Source organism: Prauserella shujinwangii (assembly GCF_003001955.1).
In the GTDB taxonomy this organism is placed as follows: domain Bacteria; phylum Actinomycetota; class Actinomycetes; order Mycobacteriales; family Pseudonocardiaceae; genus Qaidamihabitans; species Qaidamihabitans shujinwangii.
Genome location: NZ_PVNH01000011.1, coordinates 65,392 through 82,436, shown reverse-complemented (window position 1 = coordinate 82,436; position 17,045 = coordinate 65,392). Strand labels below are relative to the sequence as shown.

Annotated in this window: 15 protein-coding genes; 1 reads left to right on the top strand and 14 read right to left on the bottom strand. The window is 71.5% G+C overall.

What is annotated here, in order from left to right:
* Positions 1 to 9: 9 nt before the first annotated feature.
* From B0I33_RS24550 to B0I33_RS24510, 10 genes are all read right to left on the bottom strand, one after another.
* Positions 10 to 966, bottom strand: coding sequence for a glutamate ABC transporter substrate-binding protein (locus B0I33_RS24550; protein ID WP_106181250.1), 957 nt, complete (start codon positions 964 to 966; stop codon positions 10 to 12).
* A complete protein-coding gene (locus B0I33_RS24545) occupies positions 966 to 2,366 on the bottom strand; it encodes a hypothetical protein (RefSeq protein ID WP_106181249.1) in 1,401 nt (466 codons plus the stop codon). The genes B0I33_RS24550 and B0I33_RS24545 overlap by 1 nt, the downstream gene beginning before the upstream one ends.
* A 107-nt stretch (positions 2,367 to 2,473) precedes the next feature.
* Positions 2,474 to 3,757 (bottom strand): GAF domain-containing protein, encoded by a 1,284-nt coding sequence (locus tag B0I33_RS24540; RefSeq protein WP_245901018.1) that lies wholly within the window; start codon positions 3,755 to 3,757, stop codon positions 2,474 to 2,476.
* 70 nt (positions 3,758 to 3,827) lie between these two features.
* A complete protein-coding gene (locus B0I33_RS24535; protein WP_245901016.1) occupies positions 3,828 to 4,955 on the bottom strand; it encodes an acetoin dehydrogenase dihydrolipoyllysine-residue acetyltransferase subunit in 1,128 nt (375 codons plus the stop codon).
* Entirely contained in the window at positions 4,943 to 5,956 is a 1,014-nt protein-coding gene (locus B0I33_RS24530; RefSeq protein ID WP_106181248.1) for an alpha-ketoacid dehydrogenase subunit beta, read from the bottom strand. The genes B0I33_RS24535 and B0I33_RS24530 overlap by 13 nt, the downstream gene beginning before the upstream one ends.
* A 14-nt stretch (positions 5,957 to 5,970) precedes the next feature.
* Positions 5,971 to 6,966: a thiamine pyrophosphate-dependent dehydrogenase E1 component subunit alpha gene (locus B0I33_RS24525; RefSeq protein ID WP_106181247.1), complete on the bottom strand. Its 996-nt coding sequence runs from the start codon at positions 6,964 to 6,966 to the stop codon at positions 5,971 to 5,973.
* Positions 6,923 to 8,008, bottom strand: a complete 1,086-nt coding sequence (locus B0I33_RS24520; protein ID WP_106181246.1) for an ATP-NAD kinase family protein — start codon at positions 8,006 to 8,008, stop codon at positions 6,923 to 6,925. The genes B0I33_RS24525 and B0I33_RS24520 overlap by 44 nt, the downstream gene beginning before the upstream one ends.
* A 186-nt stretch (positions 8,009 to 8,194) precedes the next feature.
* On the bottom strand, positions 8,195 to 8,398 hold the full coding sequence (locus B0I33_RS24515; protein WP_106181245.1) for a cold-shock protein: 204 nt from the start codon (positions 8,396 to 8,398) through the stop codon (positions 8,195 to 8,197).
* 129 nt (positions 8,399 to 8,527) lie between these two features.
* Positions 8,528 to 8,701: a hypothetical protein gene (locus B0I33_RS30070; protein ID WP_181193438.1), complete on the bottom strand. Its 174-nt coding sequence runs from the start codon at positions 8,699 to 8,701 to the stop codon at positions 8,528 to 8,530.
* A 43-nt stretch (positions 8,702 to 8,744) separates the two neighbouring features.
* Complete coding sequence (locus B0I33_RS24510) at positions 8,745 to 9,686, bottom strand: acyl-CoA desaturase (protein ID WP_106181244.1); 942 nt, start codon at positions 9,684 to 9,686, stop codon at positions 8,745 to 8,747.
* 284 nt (positions 9,687 to 9,970) lie between these two features.
* Between B0I33_RS24510 and B0I33_RS24505 the strand changes: the two genes are divergently transcribed.
* Positions 9,971 to 10,381, top strand: coding sequence for an acyl-CoA thioesterase (locus B0I33_RS24505; protein ID WP_106181243.1), 411 nt, complete (start codon positions 9,971 to 9,973; stop codon positions 10,379 to 10,381).
* Here B0I33_RS24505 and B0I33_RS24500 read toward each other — a convergent pair.
* The 4 genes from B0I33_RS24500 to lanKC all read right to left on the bottom strand — a co-directional run bounded on the left by B0I33_RS24500 (position 10,335) and on the right by lanKC (position 16,692).
* On the bottom strand, positions 10,335 to 12,071 hold the full coding sequence (locus tag B0I33_RS24500; RefSeq protein WP_106181242.1) for an ATP-binding cassette domain-containing protein: 1,737 nt from the start codon (positions 12,069 to 12,071) through the stop codon (positions 10,335 to 10,337). The genes B0I33_RS24505 and B0I33_RS24500 overlap by 47 nt on opposite strands.
* Positions 12,068 to 13,687, bottom strand: coding sequence for an ABC transporter ATP-binding protein (locus B0I33_RS24495; RefSeq protein WP_106181430.1), 1,620 nt, complete (start codon positions 13,685 to 13,687; stop codon positions 12,068 to 12,070). Before B0I33_RS24495 ends, B0I33_RS24500 begins: the two co-directional genes overlap by 4 nt.
* Before the next feature lie 233 nt (positions 13,688 to 13,920).
* Complete coding sequence (locus B0I33_RS24490) at positions 13,921 to 14,061, bottom strand: SapB/AmfS family lanthipeptide (protein ID WP_106181241.1); 141 nt, start codon at positions 14,059 to 14,061, stop codon at positions 13,921 to 13,923.
* A 21-nt stretch (positions 14,062 to 14,082) separates the two neighbouring features.
* Complete coding sequence (lanKC, locus tag B0I33_RS24485; protein ID WP_106181240.1) at positions 14,083 to 16,692, bottom strand: class III lanthionine synthetase LanKC; 2,610 nt, start codon at positions 16,690 to 16,692, stop codon at positions 14,083 to 14,085.
* Positions 16,693 to 17,045: the final 353 nt, after the last annotated feature.

The following is a 17,045-nucleotide window of genomic DNA, read 5'->3' as shown; positions in this document are numbered from 1 at the left end:
TGCTGTCTCCTACCGGTACTGGGGTTGCGGCGGGTTGGCGGCACCGAGGCGATCCCGCAGCCACCGGTCATAGCTCTGCCGCCACGGACCACCCCGCACGGACTCGAGGACGGCGTTGACGTACCGCACCATGTCCTCGTCCTCCTTCGGGATCCCGATGCCGTAGAGCTCGTCAGTGAACCGGTCGCCCACGATCTTCGTCGTCGGGTCCTGCTCGGCCATGCCCGCGAGGATCGTGTCGTCCGTGGACACCGCCTCGACCTGGCCCTGCTGCAGCAGCACGAGGCAGTCCGACCAGTCGTCGACCGAGACCGGGACCGGTTTCGAGTCGACCTTCGCGATGTTCTTCAGCGACGTGGACGACTTGGTGGCGCAGACGCGCTTGCCGCCGAGGTCGTCGATGCTCTCGACGTCGGAGTTCTGGTGCACCAGCACCCGCTGCCCTGCGACGTAGTACACGGTCGAGAAGTTGATCTCCTTCAGCCGGTCGCAGGTGATCGAGAAGGTGCGCACGACGATGTCCACCTCGCCGTTCTGGAGCACCGGGATGCGCTGCGCCGAACTGATCGCCCGGAACCGGATCGCGTCCGGGTCACCCAGCAGCGCCTCGGCGATCGACCTGGCGATGTCGATGTCGAAGCCCTCCAGCTGGCCCGTTGTCGGGTTCCGGAAGCCGAAGAGGAAGGTGTTCTGGTCGACACCGACCCGCAGGTGACCGCGATCCCTGATCTCGTCCATTGTGGAACCGTCGGGGATGTCCCCCTTCGGCGGGAGGCTCGCCGCCGGATCGCAGCCGTTCTCGGTGGACCCGCCGCCCTCCACAGTGGTCTCCACCGTGGCGTTCGCGGGCATCGGTTGCCGTACCGAGCTGACCGGGGCGGGGTCGACGGGCGCACCCGGTGACCCACAGCCCGCGCCGAGCAACGCCGCAACGGCCGCCAGCACTGCCAGTTTCTTGACCCTCATCAGCGGTACTCCCGCAAGCGTTCCCAGATTCCCAGTGTCGTCCCCAGCGCGGCGATCACCGCGAGCACCGCGAAGCCGGGTGCCAGCAGGGTCAGCGCACGAGCGCCGTTCGTCGTGTCGTCGAGGAAGTTCTGCCTGCCCGCGTCGATCGCGGCCGCCAGGTTCTCGTCCAGCCGGGCGAACGCGTGCGCGGCGCTCTGCTCGTTCCCCCCGTCGATGGCGAGCCGCACGGCCTGCTCGTAGTCACCCGCGCCCTCGAGCCTGCGCACCTGCTCGTGTGCGCGGAGCCATGCGGCGGTGTCCTCCCTGGCGGCGTCGATGTGCTCGGCCGCCGGACCGCCCTGCGCCCGGTCGGCCGCCTCCGCCAGCAGGCCGCCCGTACCGTCCTCACCCGCGAGCTGCGCGGTCAGCGCCGAGAACTCCTTCTCGTACTCGCTGCCGCCGCCCCTGGCCACGAGGGTGAGCGTCTCGTCCGCCCGGGCCTGCAGCGCCGCGATCCGCGCCCGCACCACCACGTCGACCTGCTCGGTGCCCCCGCTGCTGCCGCTGCTGACCAGGACGCTCTGCACGGTCATGCCGACCGCGCTCCACACGATCGCGACCCCGACCGCCACGGTGGCGACCACGAGCCCGACGTTGAACACGCGGTTGGTCCTGCGCCTCAGGTAGACCTGGGTGGCGATGAGGGCGCCGAGCAGCGCGAACACGAGCAGCGCGGTCAGCCACGGGAACCCGGCCGCGTCGTCCTGCTCGTCGACCAGCCGCTCGGTGTCGATCTCGTAGAGCTCGTGCGCGGCGGGGAGGATCGTACTGCGCATGAGCTCCGACGCCTCGCGCAGGTACGCGGCGCCCACGGGGAAACCCTGCCGGTTGTTGGCGCGCGCCGTCTCGACGAGTCCCGTGTAGACGGGCAGCTGCCTGCTGAGGATGTCCACCTGCGCGGCGGCCTTCGGCACGCCGCCCGCGTCGGAAGCCGCCTTCGCGAGCGCGGCTCCGGCCTTCGCGATGTCGAACTGGTAGCGCTCGCGCAGCTGTCGCGGTTCGGCTCCGGTGGACAGGAAGGCGCTCGCCGCGGTCGCGTCCGCGTCGGACAGCGACCGGTACACCTGCTGCGCGGCGGCCGCGAGCGGCTCCCGGTGCTCGATCAGCCCGTCGATGGTGTTGCCGCGGTCTTGCACGGACAGCGCCCCCACCAGGCCGGTGAGCAGGGACAGGGTCACGAGACCGGCCGCGATCAGGGACAGCCTGCCGGGCGTCGTGGCCGCCGAACGGGTGACCCCGCGGACGGCGTGCGCGGGCAGATCGAGCAGCCAGGCCAGACCGGAGCGCGTCCCCCGTTGCTCTTCCGGCGGTTCCGTGCCCGGCGCATCCGGACCGCGCCGGGTCACGGCGCTCGTCATCGCATTCCTCCACCCAGTTTCGGCACCCGCATGAAAGTAGTCGAGGACGAGCGACGGCCACCACCGGCTCCACGATGGGAGCGACATCGTGGCGGGGCTGTGACCCTTCAGCGCTGGTGTCCGCCCGCACGGATCGCGGGAGCGACGGAATGCGGCAGGATCCGCTCGGGTTCGGCCGGCCGCTCCAGTACCACGTCGAGGTCGTCGGCGAAGCGGTACGGCCTGCGTTCCAGGATGGATCCGAGCTGCCTGCGCAGGCGGGACATCTCGGCGCGCACCGTGACGGTCCGCGCCGGGTCGCCGAAGAGGTCGAGGGCGAGCTGCGCCGCCGAGCGGCCCTCCCGGTGGGCGGCGAGCACGTAGAGCATCTCGGCGTGCCGGGGGCTCAGCGGATGCGACCAGGTGCCACTCGACCCGGTGACGGTGAGCACGCAGCCGCGCGGGGACCGCACGTCCAGGGTCACCCGGGTCGGCCTCGTCCGCTCCGCGTCCTCCCCGGCGAGCCGCACGAGCCAGCCGCCGGGCACCGGCTCCAGCCGGCAGGTGCCGAACGCGGGCAGCCACACCTCACCCGGACGGCAGCTGTTCGGCAGCGAGATGCGGTCGACCGGGGTCAGGCCGGAGACGGCGGCGACCCAGCCGTGCCGGTCCGCGACGAGCGCCCTGCCGGGCACCTTCGACAGCGTCGGCACGGTCGCGGCCCGCAGCCGTTCCAGCTCGGCGAGGTGCGCGTTGCGCAGCTGCGCCTCGGCGAGCCGGGCGACGGTCACGACGAGGGCCAGCGTGGTGGCGTGCACCGTCGCCGCGGGTCCGGAGAGGTCGACGACCCCGAGCAGCCTGCCGTCCCTCGGATCGTGCATCGGCGCGGCGGCGCACGTCCACGCGTGGTGGGTGCGGACGTAGTGTTCGGCGGAGTACACCTGCAGCGGGCGGCGGGCGACGAGCGCGGTGCCGATGGCGTTGGTGCCGACGCGGTCCTCGTTCCAGGACACGCCCTCGGTGAAACCGAGCCCGTCGGCCCTGCGGCGGACGGCCGTGCTGCCGTCCCGCCACAGGACCCTGCCGTCGTGGTCGACGACGACCATGATGTGCGCGGCCTCCTCGGCGACGCTGATCAGGCCGTCCCGCAGGATCGGCAGCGCGTCGGCGAGCCCGCTCGCGCGCCGCCGGGCCTCCAGCTCCGCGACGGCGAGCGGCGCCGGCTCCTGACCGCGGTCCGGATCGAGGCCGAGCCTGCGCATCCGCTGCCACGAGGCGCCGATGACGGGACGCGGCGCCTCGGGCGGCGCCTCGCCGCTGACCGCCGCCTCGTGCATCCGCGCCAGGACGCGCGCGTACCTGCGGGGGTCCTCCCCCGCGGGCAACGCTGCCTCGAGGTGCTCCTGGCGCACCCTGCCAGTGTCGCAAGCCATGCGCCGTGGTGGAACCCTTCCCTTCGGCTCGTGAGCGGCAACCGTGGTTCTAACGACGTTTCTCACTCACGACGGCGACCAGGGCGTTCGGTTTCTCCATGTGCACCATGTGGCCCGCGCCCTCGACGACGTGCACCGCGTCCGGGTCCGGCAACGACCGCGCGTTGGACACCGGCAGCACCGCGTCGTCGCTGCCCCACACCACGGTCACCGGCAGCTCCGCCTTCGCCAGCAGCGGCACCACGTCCAGCGCGGGCGCGTCCCCGTCGAGCAGTGTGCCGAGCAGGGTGCGCAGCGCCTTGTCCACGCCGTCGAGCCGCTTGTACTTCATCAGGTCGTCCGCGAGCTGGCGAGTGACCTGCGCGGGGTCGGCGAACAGGGCGCCGAGGTGCGGTTTGAGCTCGCGCCGCGACGTGGCCTCCGCGAAGCCGCGCAGGTACTCCGCGTTGACGTCCGGCCCGACCCCGGCCGGCGCGACGAGCGTGAGCGAGGCGACCCGGGCCGGGTCGGCCACGGCCGCCGCCGTCACCACCGCGCCGCCGAGCGAGTGCCCGACGAGGTGGGCTCGTTCGATGCCCCGCTGTTCGAGGAAGCCGAGCACCGCACCGGCCAGCGTGTCCAGCGAGCCGTCACCGACGTCCTTCGCCGACTCACCGTGCCCCGGCAGGTCGAGGGCGTGCACAGTGCGGCCGTCCGCCAGCGGCTCCTGCACGAACAGCCAGGAGTTCTTGTCGCCGCCGTAGCCGTGGACGAGCACCACCACCTCGGCGCCGTCCCCGAGCGTGGCGTAGGCGAGGGAGCGGCCGTCGACGGTGACGGTGCCGGTCACCGGGCCCGCCGCCTCCTCGACCGCGCCGGACTCCAGCTCCTCGCGGGCGAGCCGCGCGGCCTCCTCGATCTCGGAGTCCGGCACGTCGGCCGGTGCGATGAGCGCGATGGTCGCGCCGACGGGAACGTCCTCGTTCACGTCGGCGACGACCCGGCGCAGGACGCCCGCGTCGGCGGACTCCAGCGTGCCCGCGATCTTGTCGGTGTCGATCTCGGCGAGATCGTCGCCGTCGGAGACCTCCTCGCCCTCGGCGACGATCCACTCGGTGATCTTGCCGCTGGTCATCGAGAGGCCCCACTTGGGCATGACCACTTTCCTGATGGCGTCGTTCATGCTCACCTCGTCCATCCGGCGACGCTCTTGACGGCATTGGCGACGCGCTGCGCATCCGGGATGTAGAGATCCTCGAGCGCGTCGGAGAACGGCACCGGCGTGTGCGGTGCGGTGACCATCTCGATGGGCGCGCGGAGCGAGCCGAACGCCTCCTTCGCGACGAGGGCGGAGATGTCGGTCGCCAGGTTGCAGCGGGGGGTCGCCTCGTCGACGACCACGAGCCTGCCGGTGTTCTCGACGCTCTCCAGAATGGTCTCCTCGTCCAGTGGGCTCGTCGTGCGCGGATCGATGATCTCCACCTCGATGCCCGACGTGGACAGTTCGCGTGCGGCCTCCTCGGCCACCGAGACCATGCGGCCGATCGCCACCACCGTCACGTCGTCGCCGTCACGCACGACGTTGGCTTCGCCGAACGGGATGGTGTAGCTGTCCTCCGGCACGTCACCGGTCGTGTCGTACATGGCCTTGTGCTCGCAGAAGATCACCGGGTCGCTGTCCCGGATGGACTGGATCATCAGTCCCTTCGCCTCGTACGGGCTGGACGGCACGACCACCTTCAGCCCGGGAATGTGGGTGAAGATCGGGTACAGCGCCTGCGAGTGCTGCGCGGCCGCCCGCAGGCCCGCGCCGTACATCGTGCGGATGACGACCGGAGTCTCCGCCTTGCCGCCGAACATGTACCGGAACTTGGCCGCCTGGTTGAAGATCTGGTCGAAACACACGCCCATGAAGTCGATGAACATCAGCTCGGCCACCGGCCGCAGGCCCCGGGTCGCCGCGCCGATGGCGGCACCGACGAACGCCGACTCGGAGATCGGCGTGTCCAGTACCCGGCCGGGGAACCGGTGGTAGAGGCCCTTGGTGACGCCGAGTACGCCGCCCCACGCGTCGTCCTCGCCGGGACTGCCCGCGCCGCCCGCGTTGTCCTCACCCAGCACGATGACGGACTCGTCCCGCTCCATCTCCTGTGCGAGCGCCTCGTTGAGCGCCTCGCGGTAGCTGATCGTGCGTGCCATGATCGTGCCCCTTCTCAGTAGCTCACGTAGACGTCGGTCTCGAGGTCGGCGGCGGTCGGCTTCGGCGCAGCCTTGGCCTCCTCCACCGCGGCATCGATCAGGTCGGCGACCTGGGTGTCGATCGCGTCGAGCCGGGCCGCGTCCACCTGCCCGGTCTCGGTGACCCTGGCGCGGAACCGCTTGAGGCAGTCGAGCTTCGCCCTCGCCTCGGCCACCTCCTTCGCCCGGTAGGTCTGCTGGTCGCCCTCGAAGTGGCCGAAGTAGCGGGTGAACTTGACCTCGATGAGCGTCGGCCCGCCGCCCTCGCGGGCCCGCTGGACGGCCTCGCCCGCGGCCTCGTGCACGGCGAAGAAGTCGAAGCCGTCCACGATCACGCCGGGCATGCCGAAACCGGCCGCGCGGTCGGCGATGTTGTCCGCCGCCACCGACCACGAGCTGGACGTCGCCTCCGCGTAGCCGTTGTTCTCGGCGACGAAGATCGCGGGCAGGTTCCACACCGAGGCCAGGTTGAGCGACTCGAGCGTCGTGCCCTGGTTGCTGGCGCCGTCGCCGAAGAACGCGACGCCGACGCCGCCCGTGCCGCGCTGCTTGGCGGCGAGCGCGGTACCGCAGATCAGCGGTGGGCCGCCGCCGACGATGCCGTTCGCGCCGAGCATGCCCTTGGACAGGTCGGCGATGTGCATCGAGCCGCCCTTGCCGTGGCACGAGCCGGTCTTCTTGCCGTAGATCTCGGCCATCATCGCCTTGACGTCGACGCCCTTGGCGATGCAATGACCGTGCCCGCGGTGGGTGCTGGCGATCGAGTCCCGCCCGTCGAGGTGCGCGCACACGCCGGTGGCCGAGGCCTCCTCCCCGGCGTAGAGGTGCACGAAGCCGGGGATCTCCCCGGTCGCGAACTCGTCGTGCAGCCGTTCCTCGAACGCGCGGATCGTGCGCATCGTGCGGTACGCCTCGAGCAACGCGTTCTCATCGAGCTCGTGGCTGACCGCCGTGGACAAGGTGTCCGTCATCGTTGACGCTCCCTTCCGGATTCCGAACCCTGAGCAGGCCCGTGCGTGCGGCCTCGGCCAGCACGGCCCGCACGTCGACGCAGCGCGGGCCGTCCGCCCGCAGCAGCACGGTCGCGGTCTCGTCACGCAACTCCAGTTCCCGCTCGCCGTCCACGGCGATCACCCCGCCGCGCGCGCCGAGGGACACTCGCTCGCCGGGCACCAGCGGCCGCCACGAGCGGACTCCGACGGGCGCGACGAGGCCGGGGGCGATCGGTGCGTGGACCACCCACGTCGCCTCGTCGGGCGGGGCGAGGGTGAGCGCGACGCCGTCGGGGGTCGAGCGGGGGCTGGGGCAGAGCTGGCCCGCGACGCTGGACAACCCGATCCCGTCCGGTTCGGCGAACGTGCAGAACAGCTCGGTCAGCGTGCCGGGATGCCACAGCGCCCGGGAGCCGACGTGCCGCTCGGTGGACGCGCACACGTCGACGAGGGCGAGCTCGGTGCGGGTGCCCGCACTCACCTCGAGCACGCTCGCGCGCCGGGTGCCGATCGCGGGAGACACCGCTGCGGTGGCGACGAGCCCGCCCGCGAGGCCGGCGACGGTGGCCTCGCGAAGCTGCGGGAACGCGTTGTTGGTGCCGGTCGACAGGGCGAGCAGGGGCACGTCGCCGCACGCCTGGGCGGCCACGCGCGCGGTGCCGTCACCGCCGAGGCAGACGATGAGCCGGGCTTCGGCCGCGACCATCCGGCGCACGGCGTTGACGGTGTCCTGGGCGGTGCCGGTGATCTCGTCGTCGGCGCAGAAGTCGACCTGCGGCCAGGCGCCGTCGCGGCCGCGCCGCCGGTGCAGGGCCCGCAGCACGGCGGCGGAGATGCCGCCGAGGTCGGTGGACAGCAGGGCCCGGTCCACGCCGACCGTGCCGAACGCGGCGAGCAGGCGCTGCACCATGTTGGCCTTCTCGGCCGTGGGGAACACGGAGGCCTGCGCGACGAGGCGGCGGATGTCCCGTCCGGAGGCGGGGTTCGCCACGGCCCCGACCGTCACCGCGGGCTCACCCACTACGCACCTCCCTGGACGTGGCCGGAGTCACTTCCGGCGGCACGATCCCAGGGGACCCCGCGCGGGTCGTCGGGCGAAAGGGTTGCAGGAGGTTGCAACGCCAGGGGCACACATGGCGAAGGCCGCCTCCTCCGCGACGGGCGCGGTGAAGGCGGCCTTCCCTGAAAGCGCTGGGGTCAGCGCAACTCAGATAACGCTGACCGAGGTGGCCTGCGGGCCCTTCTGGCCCTGGCCGATCTCGAACTCAACGCGGGCGTTCTCCTCCAGGCTCCGGAAGCCGGAGCCCTGGATCTCCGAGTAGTGCACGAAAACGTCGCCACCACCATTGTCGGGCGTGATGAAGCCGAACCCCTTCTCGGAGTTGAACCACTTGACAGTGCCCTGCGTCATAAAATTCTCCTGTATCACAAAAATAAATACGGGCTCCGATCGGCGACGCCCAACGGAGCCATCACCTAGTCAAGCACACGCCCGGCGGGAATCCAACCCGATACCGCCGAACGTGTGCTTTCCCATGTGCTAGCCGGCCCGTCGGGCCTGCACCGCGACACGGAACGGCGAGCGCTCGACGTCCTGCCCCACGGTCTCGGACACGACGGGCGTGCTCGCGGAGTCCCGGTCGGCCGCGCTGAACCGCACCGGTACCACACCGGACGGATTGGCGGCCTCGGGCCGCGATGTCTCGTTTGTCATGAAGTTTCCCCGATTTCCTTGGTACTCAAGTATTCAGTGCTGCTCAGTGGGCGACCGTGATGCGGTCCAGCCTGGCCGGGGTAGGCCAGCGGACGTTGGTCGCCCAGCCGAGCTTCTCGAACAGCCAGATCAGCCGTGCGGAGATGTCGATCTGCCCGCGCAGCACCCCGTGCCGGGCGCAGGTCGGGTCGGCGTGGTGCAGGTTGTGCCACGACTCACCGAACGACAGGATCGCCAGCGGCCAGAAGTTGGCCGCCTTGTCCCGGCTGGTGAACGGCCGCTCACCGATCATGTGACAGATCGAGTTCACCGACCACGTGACGTGGTGCAACAGTCCGACCCGGACGAACCCGGCCCAGAAGAGCGCGGTCACCCCGCCCCAGACCGACCAGGTGATGAGTCCGCCCAGGATGCCCGGCAGCAGGAAGCTCGCCGCCACCCAGACCGGGAACAGGCGGTCGACGGTGCGGATGTCGCGGTCGTTCAACAGATCGGGCGCGAACCGCTCGGCGTTGGTGATCTCCCGGTCGAACAGCCAGCCCATGTGGGCGTGCCAGAACCCCTTGGCGAGGGCCCTCGGACCGGTGCCGAACAGCCACGGCGAGTGCGGGTCGCCCGCCCGGTCGGAGAACGCGTGGTGCCGCCGGTGGTCGGCGACCCAGGTGGTGACGGGTCCCTGCGCGGCGAAGTTGCCCGCGATCGCCAGCGCGATCCGCAGTGGCCGTTTCGCCTTGAAGGATCCGTGGGTGAACAGCCGGTGATAACCGATCGTCACGCCGAGCCCGCTCAGCACGAAGAACAACGCACCGAGACCGATGTCCAGCCAGCTCAGCCCCCAGCCCCAGGCGAACGGAACAGCGACGGCCATCGCGACCAGCGGCGCGAGAACGAAAATCTTGACCGTGACGTGCTCGGATAGTGAGGTTCGTCCTGAGATAACCGGTTTCGGACGCCTCGGTTTGGCCGGAGTCTGGGTTGCGGACATAGACACCTCGTGCTCTCTCTACTTCGTGACACGGCGCAACAATCCGCCCGCCGATTCGACGACGGGAGACACCGAACGAAAGAAAGTGGAATCTCTTTTCAACCGATTCGGCCGGACCCCACCGGCCTAAACAAGAATGTTCATCGAGCGTGCCACTCGGGCCCCGCCGGGGGTCACTCCGATCTCACCTGGGCGGCCGTGCCGCGCGATCACCTACATCTCCGACCGTACCCGATGCCACGCCGGGGCGCCATGCGCCGGACGTGACCACTACATTCGTCCCGGTGAGCTACGCGCACTGGGAACTGGTCCCCACCAGGTGGAAGGACAACGACCTCTACGGACACGTCAACAACGTCGTGCACTACGCCCTGATGGACACCGTCATCAACGGCTGGCTGATCGAGCACGGCGGCCTGGACATCCACGAGGGCGAGGTCATCGGTCTCTGCGTCGAGTCGCACTGCAACTACCACGCCTCGGTGGCGTTCCCCGAGCGTCTCGCCGTGGGCCTGCGGGTCGGCCACCTCGGCCGGTCGAGCGTGCGCTACGAGATCGGCATCCACCGGGAGGACCGCTCCGAACTGATCGCGGAGGGACACTTCGTGCACGTCTTCGTCGACCGGAAGACGCGGCGTCCGGTGGAGGTCACCGGGCGGCTGCGCGAGTCGCTGGCAGCGCTGCGCGCGGACTGACCGGGACGGTCCACGCCCGCATCAGCTCAGCGTACGCGGGCGCGGAGGACAGCAGCTCGTCGTGGCTGCCGAGCAGCGTCTCCCGGCCGTCCATGACGAGTACCCGGTTGGCCCGCACCGCCGAGCTGAGCCGGTGGGCGATCACCACGAGCACCCCGCCACGCTCGGCGAAGGCCCACTCCGCCCGTGCCTCCGCCGCGGGGTCGAGGTGTGAGCTGGCCTCGTCGAGCACGATCACCTCCGCCGGGCTCGCGTAGAGCCGGGCGAGCGACAGCAGCTGCGCCTCACCCGCCGAAAGGCCCTCGGCCGCGTGCCCCAGCTCGCCGTAGAGCCCGCCGAGCCGGTCGACCAGCGCGGCCGCGCCCACCCGCTCGGCCGCGGCGAGGAGCCGCGCGTCGGTGGCGGACGGTGCGAGCAGCGCCAGGTTCTCCCGCACGGTTCCGGCGAAGACGTAGGACTCCTGCGGGGTGAACGCGACGAGCCGGTGCCGCAGGGCGGGACGGATCTCGGTGACCGGTTCGCCGCCGAGCAGCACCTGCCCCCGCTGCGGCCGGAGCATCCCGGTGAGCAGGCCGGCGAACGTCGACTTGCCGATGCCGCTCGGCCCCACGATCGCCAGGTGGTCGCCCGGCTCCAGCTCCAGGTCGAGGTCACGCACGATCGGCTCCGCGTGCTCGCCCCAGCCGAAGGTCACCCCGCGCACGCCCACCGTGCCGTCGCGGGGCTCCGCCGTCCCGTCCTCCGCCTCCGGAACCGGGCAGGACTCGCTCAGCCTGCGCAGTGCCACCAGCAGGCGGAGCACCACGGTGCTCGTCGTGGCGGCCAGCCCCTGCAGCGCGGGCCGCAGCGTGGCGGAGAGGTAGACCACCGCACCGAGCGCCGCACCGGCCGTCAACTGACCGGACGCCACCATGCCCGGTGCGAGCGCGAGCACTAGCAGCAGCGGGACGAAGCCGCCGACGGCGATCACCAGTGTCCTGGCGGCGGTGGCGGTGCCCATCCGCACGGCCGCGGTCTCCTGCTTCCCGATCTCGCCGAACACCGAGGCGACCGCCGCGGCCTCCGCACCGCACGCCACCACGTCCCGCATGCCGGTGAGCACCGTGCCCGCCGCCTCGGCGGTGTGCTCGTCGGCGAGGGTGAGGGCCCGCTGCCTGCTCGCCAGGGTCGGCAACAGGCAGGCGAACACCGCCAGCGAGAGCAGGACCGGAATGGCCACCAGCCACGCCAGCTCCACGGCGACGGAGAACAACCCGGCCAGCGCCGCCACCGTGGTCACCACCATGCCGCGCGCCTGCACCAGGAGCCCGGCCGTGGCGTCCCGCACCACCTCGACGTGCTGGGTGATCCGGGCGACGCCGCTGGCGTCGGGGCGGCTGCGCTGCGGTGCGCTGCCGCCGAGGACCCCCCGGACGATGGCGCGGACGAGCGCGTCGCGCAGTGGTTCGATGATCTCGCCCAGCCGCTGCCACACCAGCCGCGATCCGAACGCGCCGAGCACCGAGACGGCGGCGAACACGAGCAGCCACGCGACCCCCGGCCACGGCCTGCCCGCCGCGAACCCCGCGTTGACCGATCGTTCGACGAGCCTGCCGGACAGGAACGCGGGAACGCTCTCCAGCACGGAGCAGCCGGCCAGTACCAGGGCGCCGCGCCACTGCGCGGCGAGCGTCGTCCAGTAGAGCCTCACGGGTCGGTGCCCTCCGTGCCCTCGGCGCTCTCCGTGAACACCGCCCGGTAGTCCGGCTCGGCCCACAGCACGTCGTGCGGCGCGACGCCGCGCACCCGGCCGTCGGCCAGCCAGATCACCCGGTCGGCCCGGCTCGCGGTGCCCGCACGGTGGGTGACCACCACCCGGGTGCGGCCGGGCAGCGCCTCCCCGATCGCGCGTTCGACCCTGGCCTCGGTGACCGTGTCGAGGCTCGCCGTGGCGTCGTCGAGCACCAGCAGCCGGGGATTCCGCACGACCGCGCGGGCCAGGCCGACGCGCTGCGCCTCCCCGCCCGACAGCGGTGTGTGCCCGAGCGGGTTCGCGTACCCCTCGGGCAGGCGGACGACGAGATCGTGCACCTGCGCGGTGCGGCACGCGCGTTCGACGGCGGCCGAACCGGCCCAGCTGCCGTAGGCGACGGCGTCGGCGACCGTCGCGCCGAGCAGGACCGGCCGCTCGAAGGCGTACCCGACGGCGGTCCGCAGCTCCTCGGTGCGCGTCCGCTCGACGGGCACGCCGTCGAGCAGCACCTCCCCGCTGTCCGGACGGCGCAGGCCGCCGAGCACGGCGGTGAGCGCGGACTTGCCGGAGCCGGAGCGGCCGACGACCGCCACCGTGCTGCCGCCCGGCACGGTCAGGTCCACGTCCCGGAGCACCTCGCCGACACGCACCCCGCGCAGTTCGACGGTGCCCGGCCCGGCGGGAAGCCGGAACGTGCCCTCCTCCGGCGGAGCGGTGTCCAGCACCTCCACGAGCCTGCCCGCGCACGACCGGGCGCGGGACAGGTTGGTCAGCTGCGGCACCTGCCCGACCAGGCTCATGCCGAGCGCCACGTAACCGAGCGCGGCGAGCACGTCGCCGACGCTGAGCCTGCCCGCGAGCACACCGAAGCCCGCCGCCCCGAGGACGGCCAGCTCGACGGCGGGCAGGAGCAGCCCCGCCTTCCACACCATGCGGGCCTGGGTATGCCACATCCCCGCACCCGCCGCGCTGAGCTGGGGCAGCGGCCGCAGCACCCGGGCGGACTCACGCTCGCCGAGCCCGGCGGCCGCGATGGTGCGCAGTCCGGAGACCGCGTCGAGCAGCCGCGCGGACAGTTCGCCGGACACCCGTTGGTAGGCGGTGAGGTCGTCGGCGGTGAGCCGCAGGTGGGAGCGGGCGAGCCGGAGCGCGAGCGGGACGCTGACCAAGAACACGACGGCGAGCCGCCAGTCGAGGACGGCCAGCAGCGTGACCGCGCCGGTGGACACCACGACGGCGGAACCGAGCTGGACGAGGGTCGACGCGACCGTGCCCGCTCCGGTGCAGTCGGTGGTCAGCCTGCTCACCGCGTCGCCGTCGGGGTAGGGCGACGCGGTGCCGAGCCGGGCCAGGTGCCGGGTCAGGCGGCGCCGCAGCCAGGCGGTGTCGGCCGCGGTGACCCGCGCGGTGAGCATGGCCGCCGCCACGTCGGCGGCGATCTCGGCCCCGCCCACCGCAAGCAGCCAGAGGACCTGCGGCCAGCTGCGCTCCCCGGAGACCGTGGCGTCGACCGCGCCGGCGAGCGCGTCCGGCAGGAGCAGGCCGGCGGCCGCGGCGACGGCGGCGGCGAGCATCAGCAGCACGACGCGGTAGCCGCTGTGCCGGACGGTGTCGAGCAGGAGCCGGTCGGGTGCGTTCACGGTGTTCGGGCCCACCCTTCGCCCGGCCTTCGGTTCCCGCGGAGGCACCGCGTGCCGCTGCGCTCGAAGGCTTTTCACGCACGACTCCACCTGGCTCGGTCGGGCAGAATGGGGTGGTGCGGGAGCGGCGCACCTCTCCTGCGCCGCTCCCGCACCCGCGCCTGCCGTCAGTGGCAGGTGAGCAGGCTGACGGTGCTGTTGGCGCAGGAGGCGATCAGGCTGAGGTTGCTGGCGCCACCGCTGCTGCCGCCGCCGTACTCGGGAGCCTCGGCGTTCTCCATCGCCTGCAGGTCGAGAACCAGATCCATCGTGCTTCCTTTCCTCGTTCCTCACTTGCCTTCCGGTCGGGGATCGGCCGGAAGTCCTTGGGGGCGCCGCGGTCCGCCGAGGAACGGCAGCGCTTCGCCGTGACCGTCCTGCACGGCCGCGAGCGCGAGCAGCACACCGGCACCACCGGTGGCCACGTCCATCGAGAGCCGCAACAACTGGTTGCCGGGGAAGGCGAGGCCGCCGGGACCGAACGGAACCGCGTGCAGCCGCAGCCGGGACAGGTGCATGTCCACCACCGAGGCGACATCGGCGTCCGGTCGCCGCCGATGCGCGGCCGCGAGCGTGACCAGCAGGCCGCACCGGCCGAGCAACAGTCCGGGGTGGACGACGAACTCGCCGCGGCATGCCTGCAACAGGTCGGGAATCCGGTGCGCCACAGCGGAATCCGGGTCCACTTCGGCCAGTTCACCCGCCACCAGCGCGACACCCGCGCTGCCCACTCCCACGTAGGGCAGCGTGCGGGTGCCCGCGTCACGGACCTGCAGCGACCCGTCGTCGGCCGGCACGCATTCGGCGAGGTCCCGCTCCAGCGCCCGGCAGGCGAGTGCCAGCCAGCCGCGGTCGCCCGTGCGCTCGAACAGCCGCACGAACAGCAGGGCGGGTCCGGACCAGCCGTGGGTGAGCCCGGCACGCGCGTGGTCGGCGGGGCCGTCCGCCGACTCCAGCGTGGTGGCGAGGCGGTCGCCGATCCGTTCCGCCTCGGCGCGGAACCCGGCGTCACCCCGCGATTCCGCGAGGTGCAGCAGGTTCAGCCCGATACCGGCCAGCCCGCTCTCGAAACCATGGTCGCCGGTCTGCTCCACGAGGTTCGCCGCGCCGGACACGAGTTCGCTCGCCTCGTCGCGGTAACCGAAGTTCTCCAGTACGTGCGCGATGCCGTGCGCGCCGTCGAGGAGGCCGGGCCTGGCGGGCGGGTCGCGCCGCACGGAGTCCAGCAGCCAGCGCTCGTGCTCCGGGTAGCGGCCCGCGCCGCCGACGTGCAGCGCGTGCAGCACCCCGGCCGCACCGTAGGCGAAGCCGGCCCCGCCGACGCGGAACTGCTCGATGTCCCCGGGAAAGAGCCGGTCGGTCCGCTCGGGCGTGGCGCTCGCGAGGATGGCCTCGGCGATGGCCTTGCGCACGGCGCCCCAGTCGGGCTCCGCCGCGTCCAGTTCGTTCGGCGCGGGTGTGACCGGCGCCGCGGGCGCGAGTGTGCGCACGATGCCGTCGCCGAAGCCGGACGGCAGCGGGAACCTGCGCTCGATGAACTCGACCAGCCCGGGCAGGCGCGCGGGCGCGAGTTCGAGCAGGGCGTTGAGCGGCAGGAATAGCCAGAGCTTGAGGGCGGCGAGGGCGTGCTCGTCGATGGCGAAGCCCTTCCGGTCGGCGGGGGCGCGGAAGCCCGGCGCGCCGAGGGCGGGCCTGCCCGGCTCGGTCACGTCGAACGCGAGCTCGAAGTCGATCAGGCGCACGGTGTCGCCGCCGTTCTCGCCGCCTGCACCGTCGTCCGATTCGACGATGATGTTGAGCGGGTGCAGGTCGCCGAAGACGATGCCGCGCTCGTGGATCTCGGCCAGCAGCCGCTCGACGGAGCCGAGCAGCGCGAGCGCCCGCTCGGTGTACGCGGCGACGTGGTCATCGCCCACATCGCGCCTGGTCAGCGGGTAGTTCCGGGCGAGCCAGGAGCCCAGCGGCACCCCTGGCACGTCCTGCATGGCGAGGAAGTGGTGCTCCCAGACCACGAACAGGTCGTACACCTCGGGCACCCCGTCGATCCCGGCGAGGCGGGTGAGCACCCGGTGCTCCCGGCGCAGCCGCTCGACGGCGTCGACCCCGCCCCGGTCGAGTCCCGCGTGCGGCCTGGCCTCCTTGAGCACGAGCTCCTTACCGTCGGAGAGCCGCTCCGCGCGGTACACCCCTCCGCCGTTGGAGAAGTGCAGTGAGCCGCGCACCCGGTAGGGAAACTGGGCCGGATCACCGCTCCGGCGGGCGGCCAGGTGTGGCTCGAGGCACGCGGGAAGCGTGACCCACTCCGGCACCGAGAACGTGGGCTCCCTCCGGTCGGGCGCCTTGGTGCCGTCCGGTTTCGTGACGGCGAGCACCCGGGAACCGCCGTGCTCCATCCACTGCTCGACGAATGCTCCATACCGTGCGTAAAGGGGGCCAGAACCGTAACGAAGATCGCTGAGAATGTACGGACCGGGCTCTCCATCGAGTTTCCCGGAAAGCTCTTCGAGTATCGAAGCAAATCGGTCGTCGTCGGCGGGGTATATCGTGATCAATTTTCCACTTGCCGCGCGGGACGCGTATTTCGAATTGCGCGCGAGCAAGATTGACTTCGTCCGCAGGTGCTTGAACGCGACCGCATTGTGAACGCAGTACTCGTATACTCGCGAAAGGATTCGCTCAGCGTTGTCCAGACCAGAGGACACATGGATCTTCCAGCCCTGACCCGGCAGCGCCACCGCGTCCGGCGCGAGCATCCGCCACACTCCGAGATCCTTCTGGACCCAACCGGTCCCGGGCAGCGGGAGGAGCGTGGAGAAGTCCTCTTCCGGGGTGCGCGTTTCCCTCTGCTCGTCGAAGAAAAGCGGATCGGCGAAGCAATATGCCTCGTACCGGAGGTCCATCGAAATCCCTTTCCTGACCAGCGGAACAGAGCTCGCCGGTCGGCTGCTTTCCACGACTCCCGGGAATATTCCCCCACACGGGACCCGCCATGGCCAATCCGCCATCAAGGGGGTTCGACTCCGCTGAACAGGGACGTGACTATTACGGTTACCAACCGGTATCCAAGCGTTGCGTAACCCGCTCGGGCCTCGCTTCACCCGGTTGCCGGTGTAACACGGGTGGCCGGAAAACGAATTCGCTGGTCGCCACGGGTGAGCAGAGGGTCACAGAAACTGCTCGAAAGAGGGGCCAATTCGAGTTGTCCCCATGGGACGGAGCAGGTAGCACCCGATCCCGATCCACAAAGGACCAG

Excerpts from the sequence above, each read along its gene's own strand:
- B0I33_RS24530 (WP_106181248.1), bottom strand. The coding sequence starts at position 5,956 with ATGGCACGCACGATCAGCTACCGCGAGGCGCTCAACGAGGCGCTCGCA.
- B0I33_RS24515 (WP_106181245.1), bottom strand. The coding sequence starts at position 8,398 with ATGACGCAGGGCACTGTCAAGTGGTTCAACTCCGAGAAGGGGTTCGGC.
- B0I33_RS24525 (WP_106181247.1), bottom strand. The coding sequence starts at position 6,966 with ATGACGGACACCTTGTCCACGGCGGTCAGCCACGAGCTCGATGAGAAC.
- B0I33_RS24545 (WP_106181249.1), bottom strand. The coding sequence starts at position 2,366 with ATGACGAGCGCCGTGACCCGGCGCGGTCCGGATGCGCCGGGCACGGAA.
- lanKC (WP_106181240.1), bottom strand. The coding sequence starts at position 16,692 with ATGGACCTCCGGTACGAGGCATATTGCTTCGCCGATCCGCTTTTCTTC.
- B0I33_RS24490 (WP_106181241.1), bottom strand. The coding sequence starts at position 14,061 with ATGGATCTGGTTCTCGACCTGCAGGCGATGGAGAACGCCGAGGCTCCC.
- B0I33_RS24550 (WP_106181250.1), bottom strand. The coding sequence starts at position 966 with ATGAGGGTCAAGAAACTGGCAGTGCTGGCGGCCGTTGCGGCGTTGCTC.
- B0I33_RS24510 (WP_106181244.1), bottom strand. The coding sequence starts at position 9,686 with ATGTCCGCAACCCAGACTCCGGCCAAACCGAGGCGTCCGAAACCGGTT.
- B0I33_RS24495 (WP_106181430.1), bottom strand. The coding sequence starts at position 13,687 with ATGCTCGCCGCCGCCGTCGCCGCGGCCGCCGGCCTGCTCCTGCCGGAC.
- B0I33_RS24535 (WP_245901016.1), bottom strand. The coding sequence starts at position 4,955 with ATGGACGAGGTGAGCATGAACGACGCCATCAGGAAAGTGGTCATGCCC.
- B0I33_RS30070 (WP_181193438.1), bottom strand. The coding sequence starts at position 8,701 with ATGACAAACGAGACATCGCGGCCCGAGGCCGCCAATCCGTCCGGTGTG.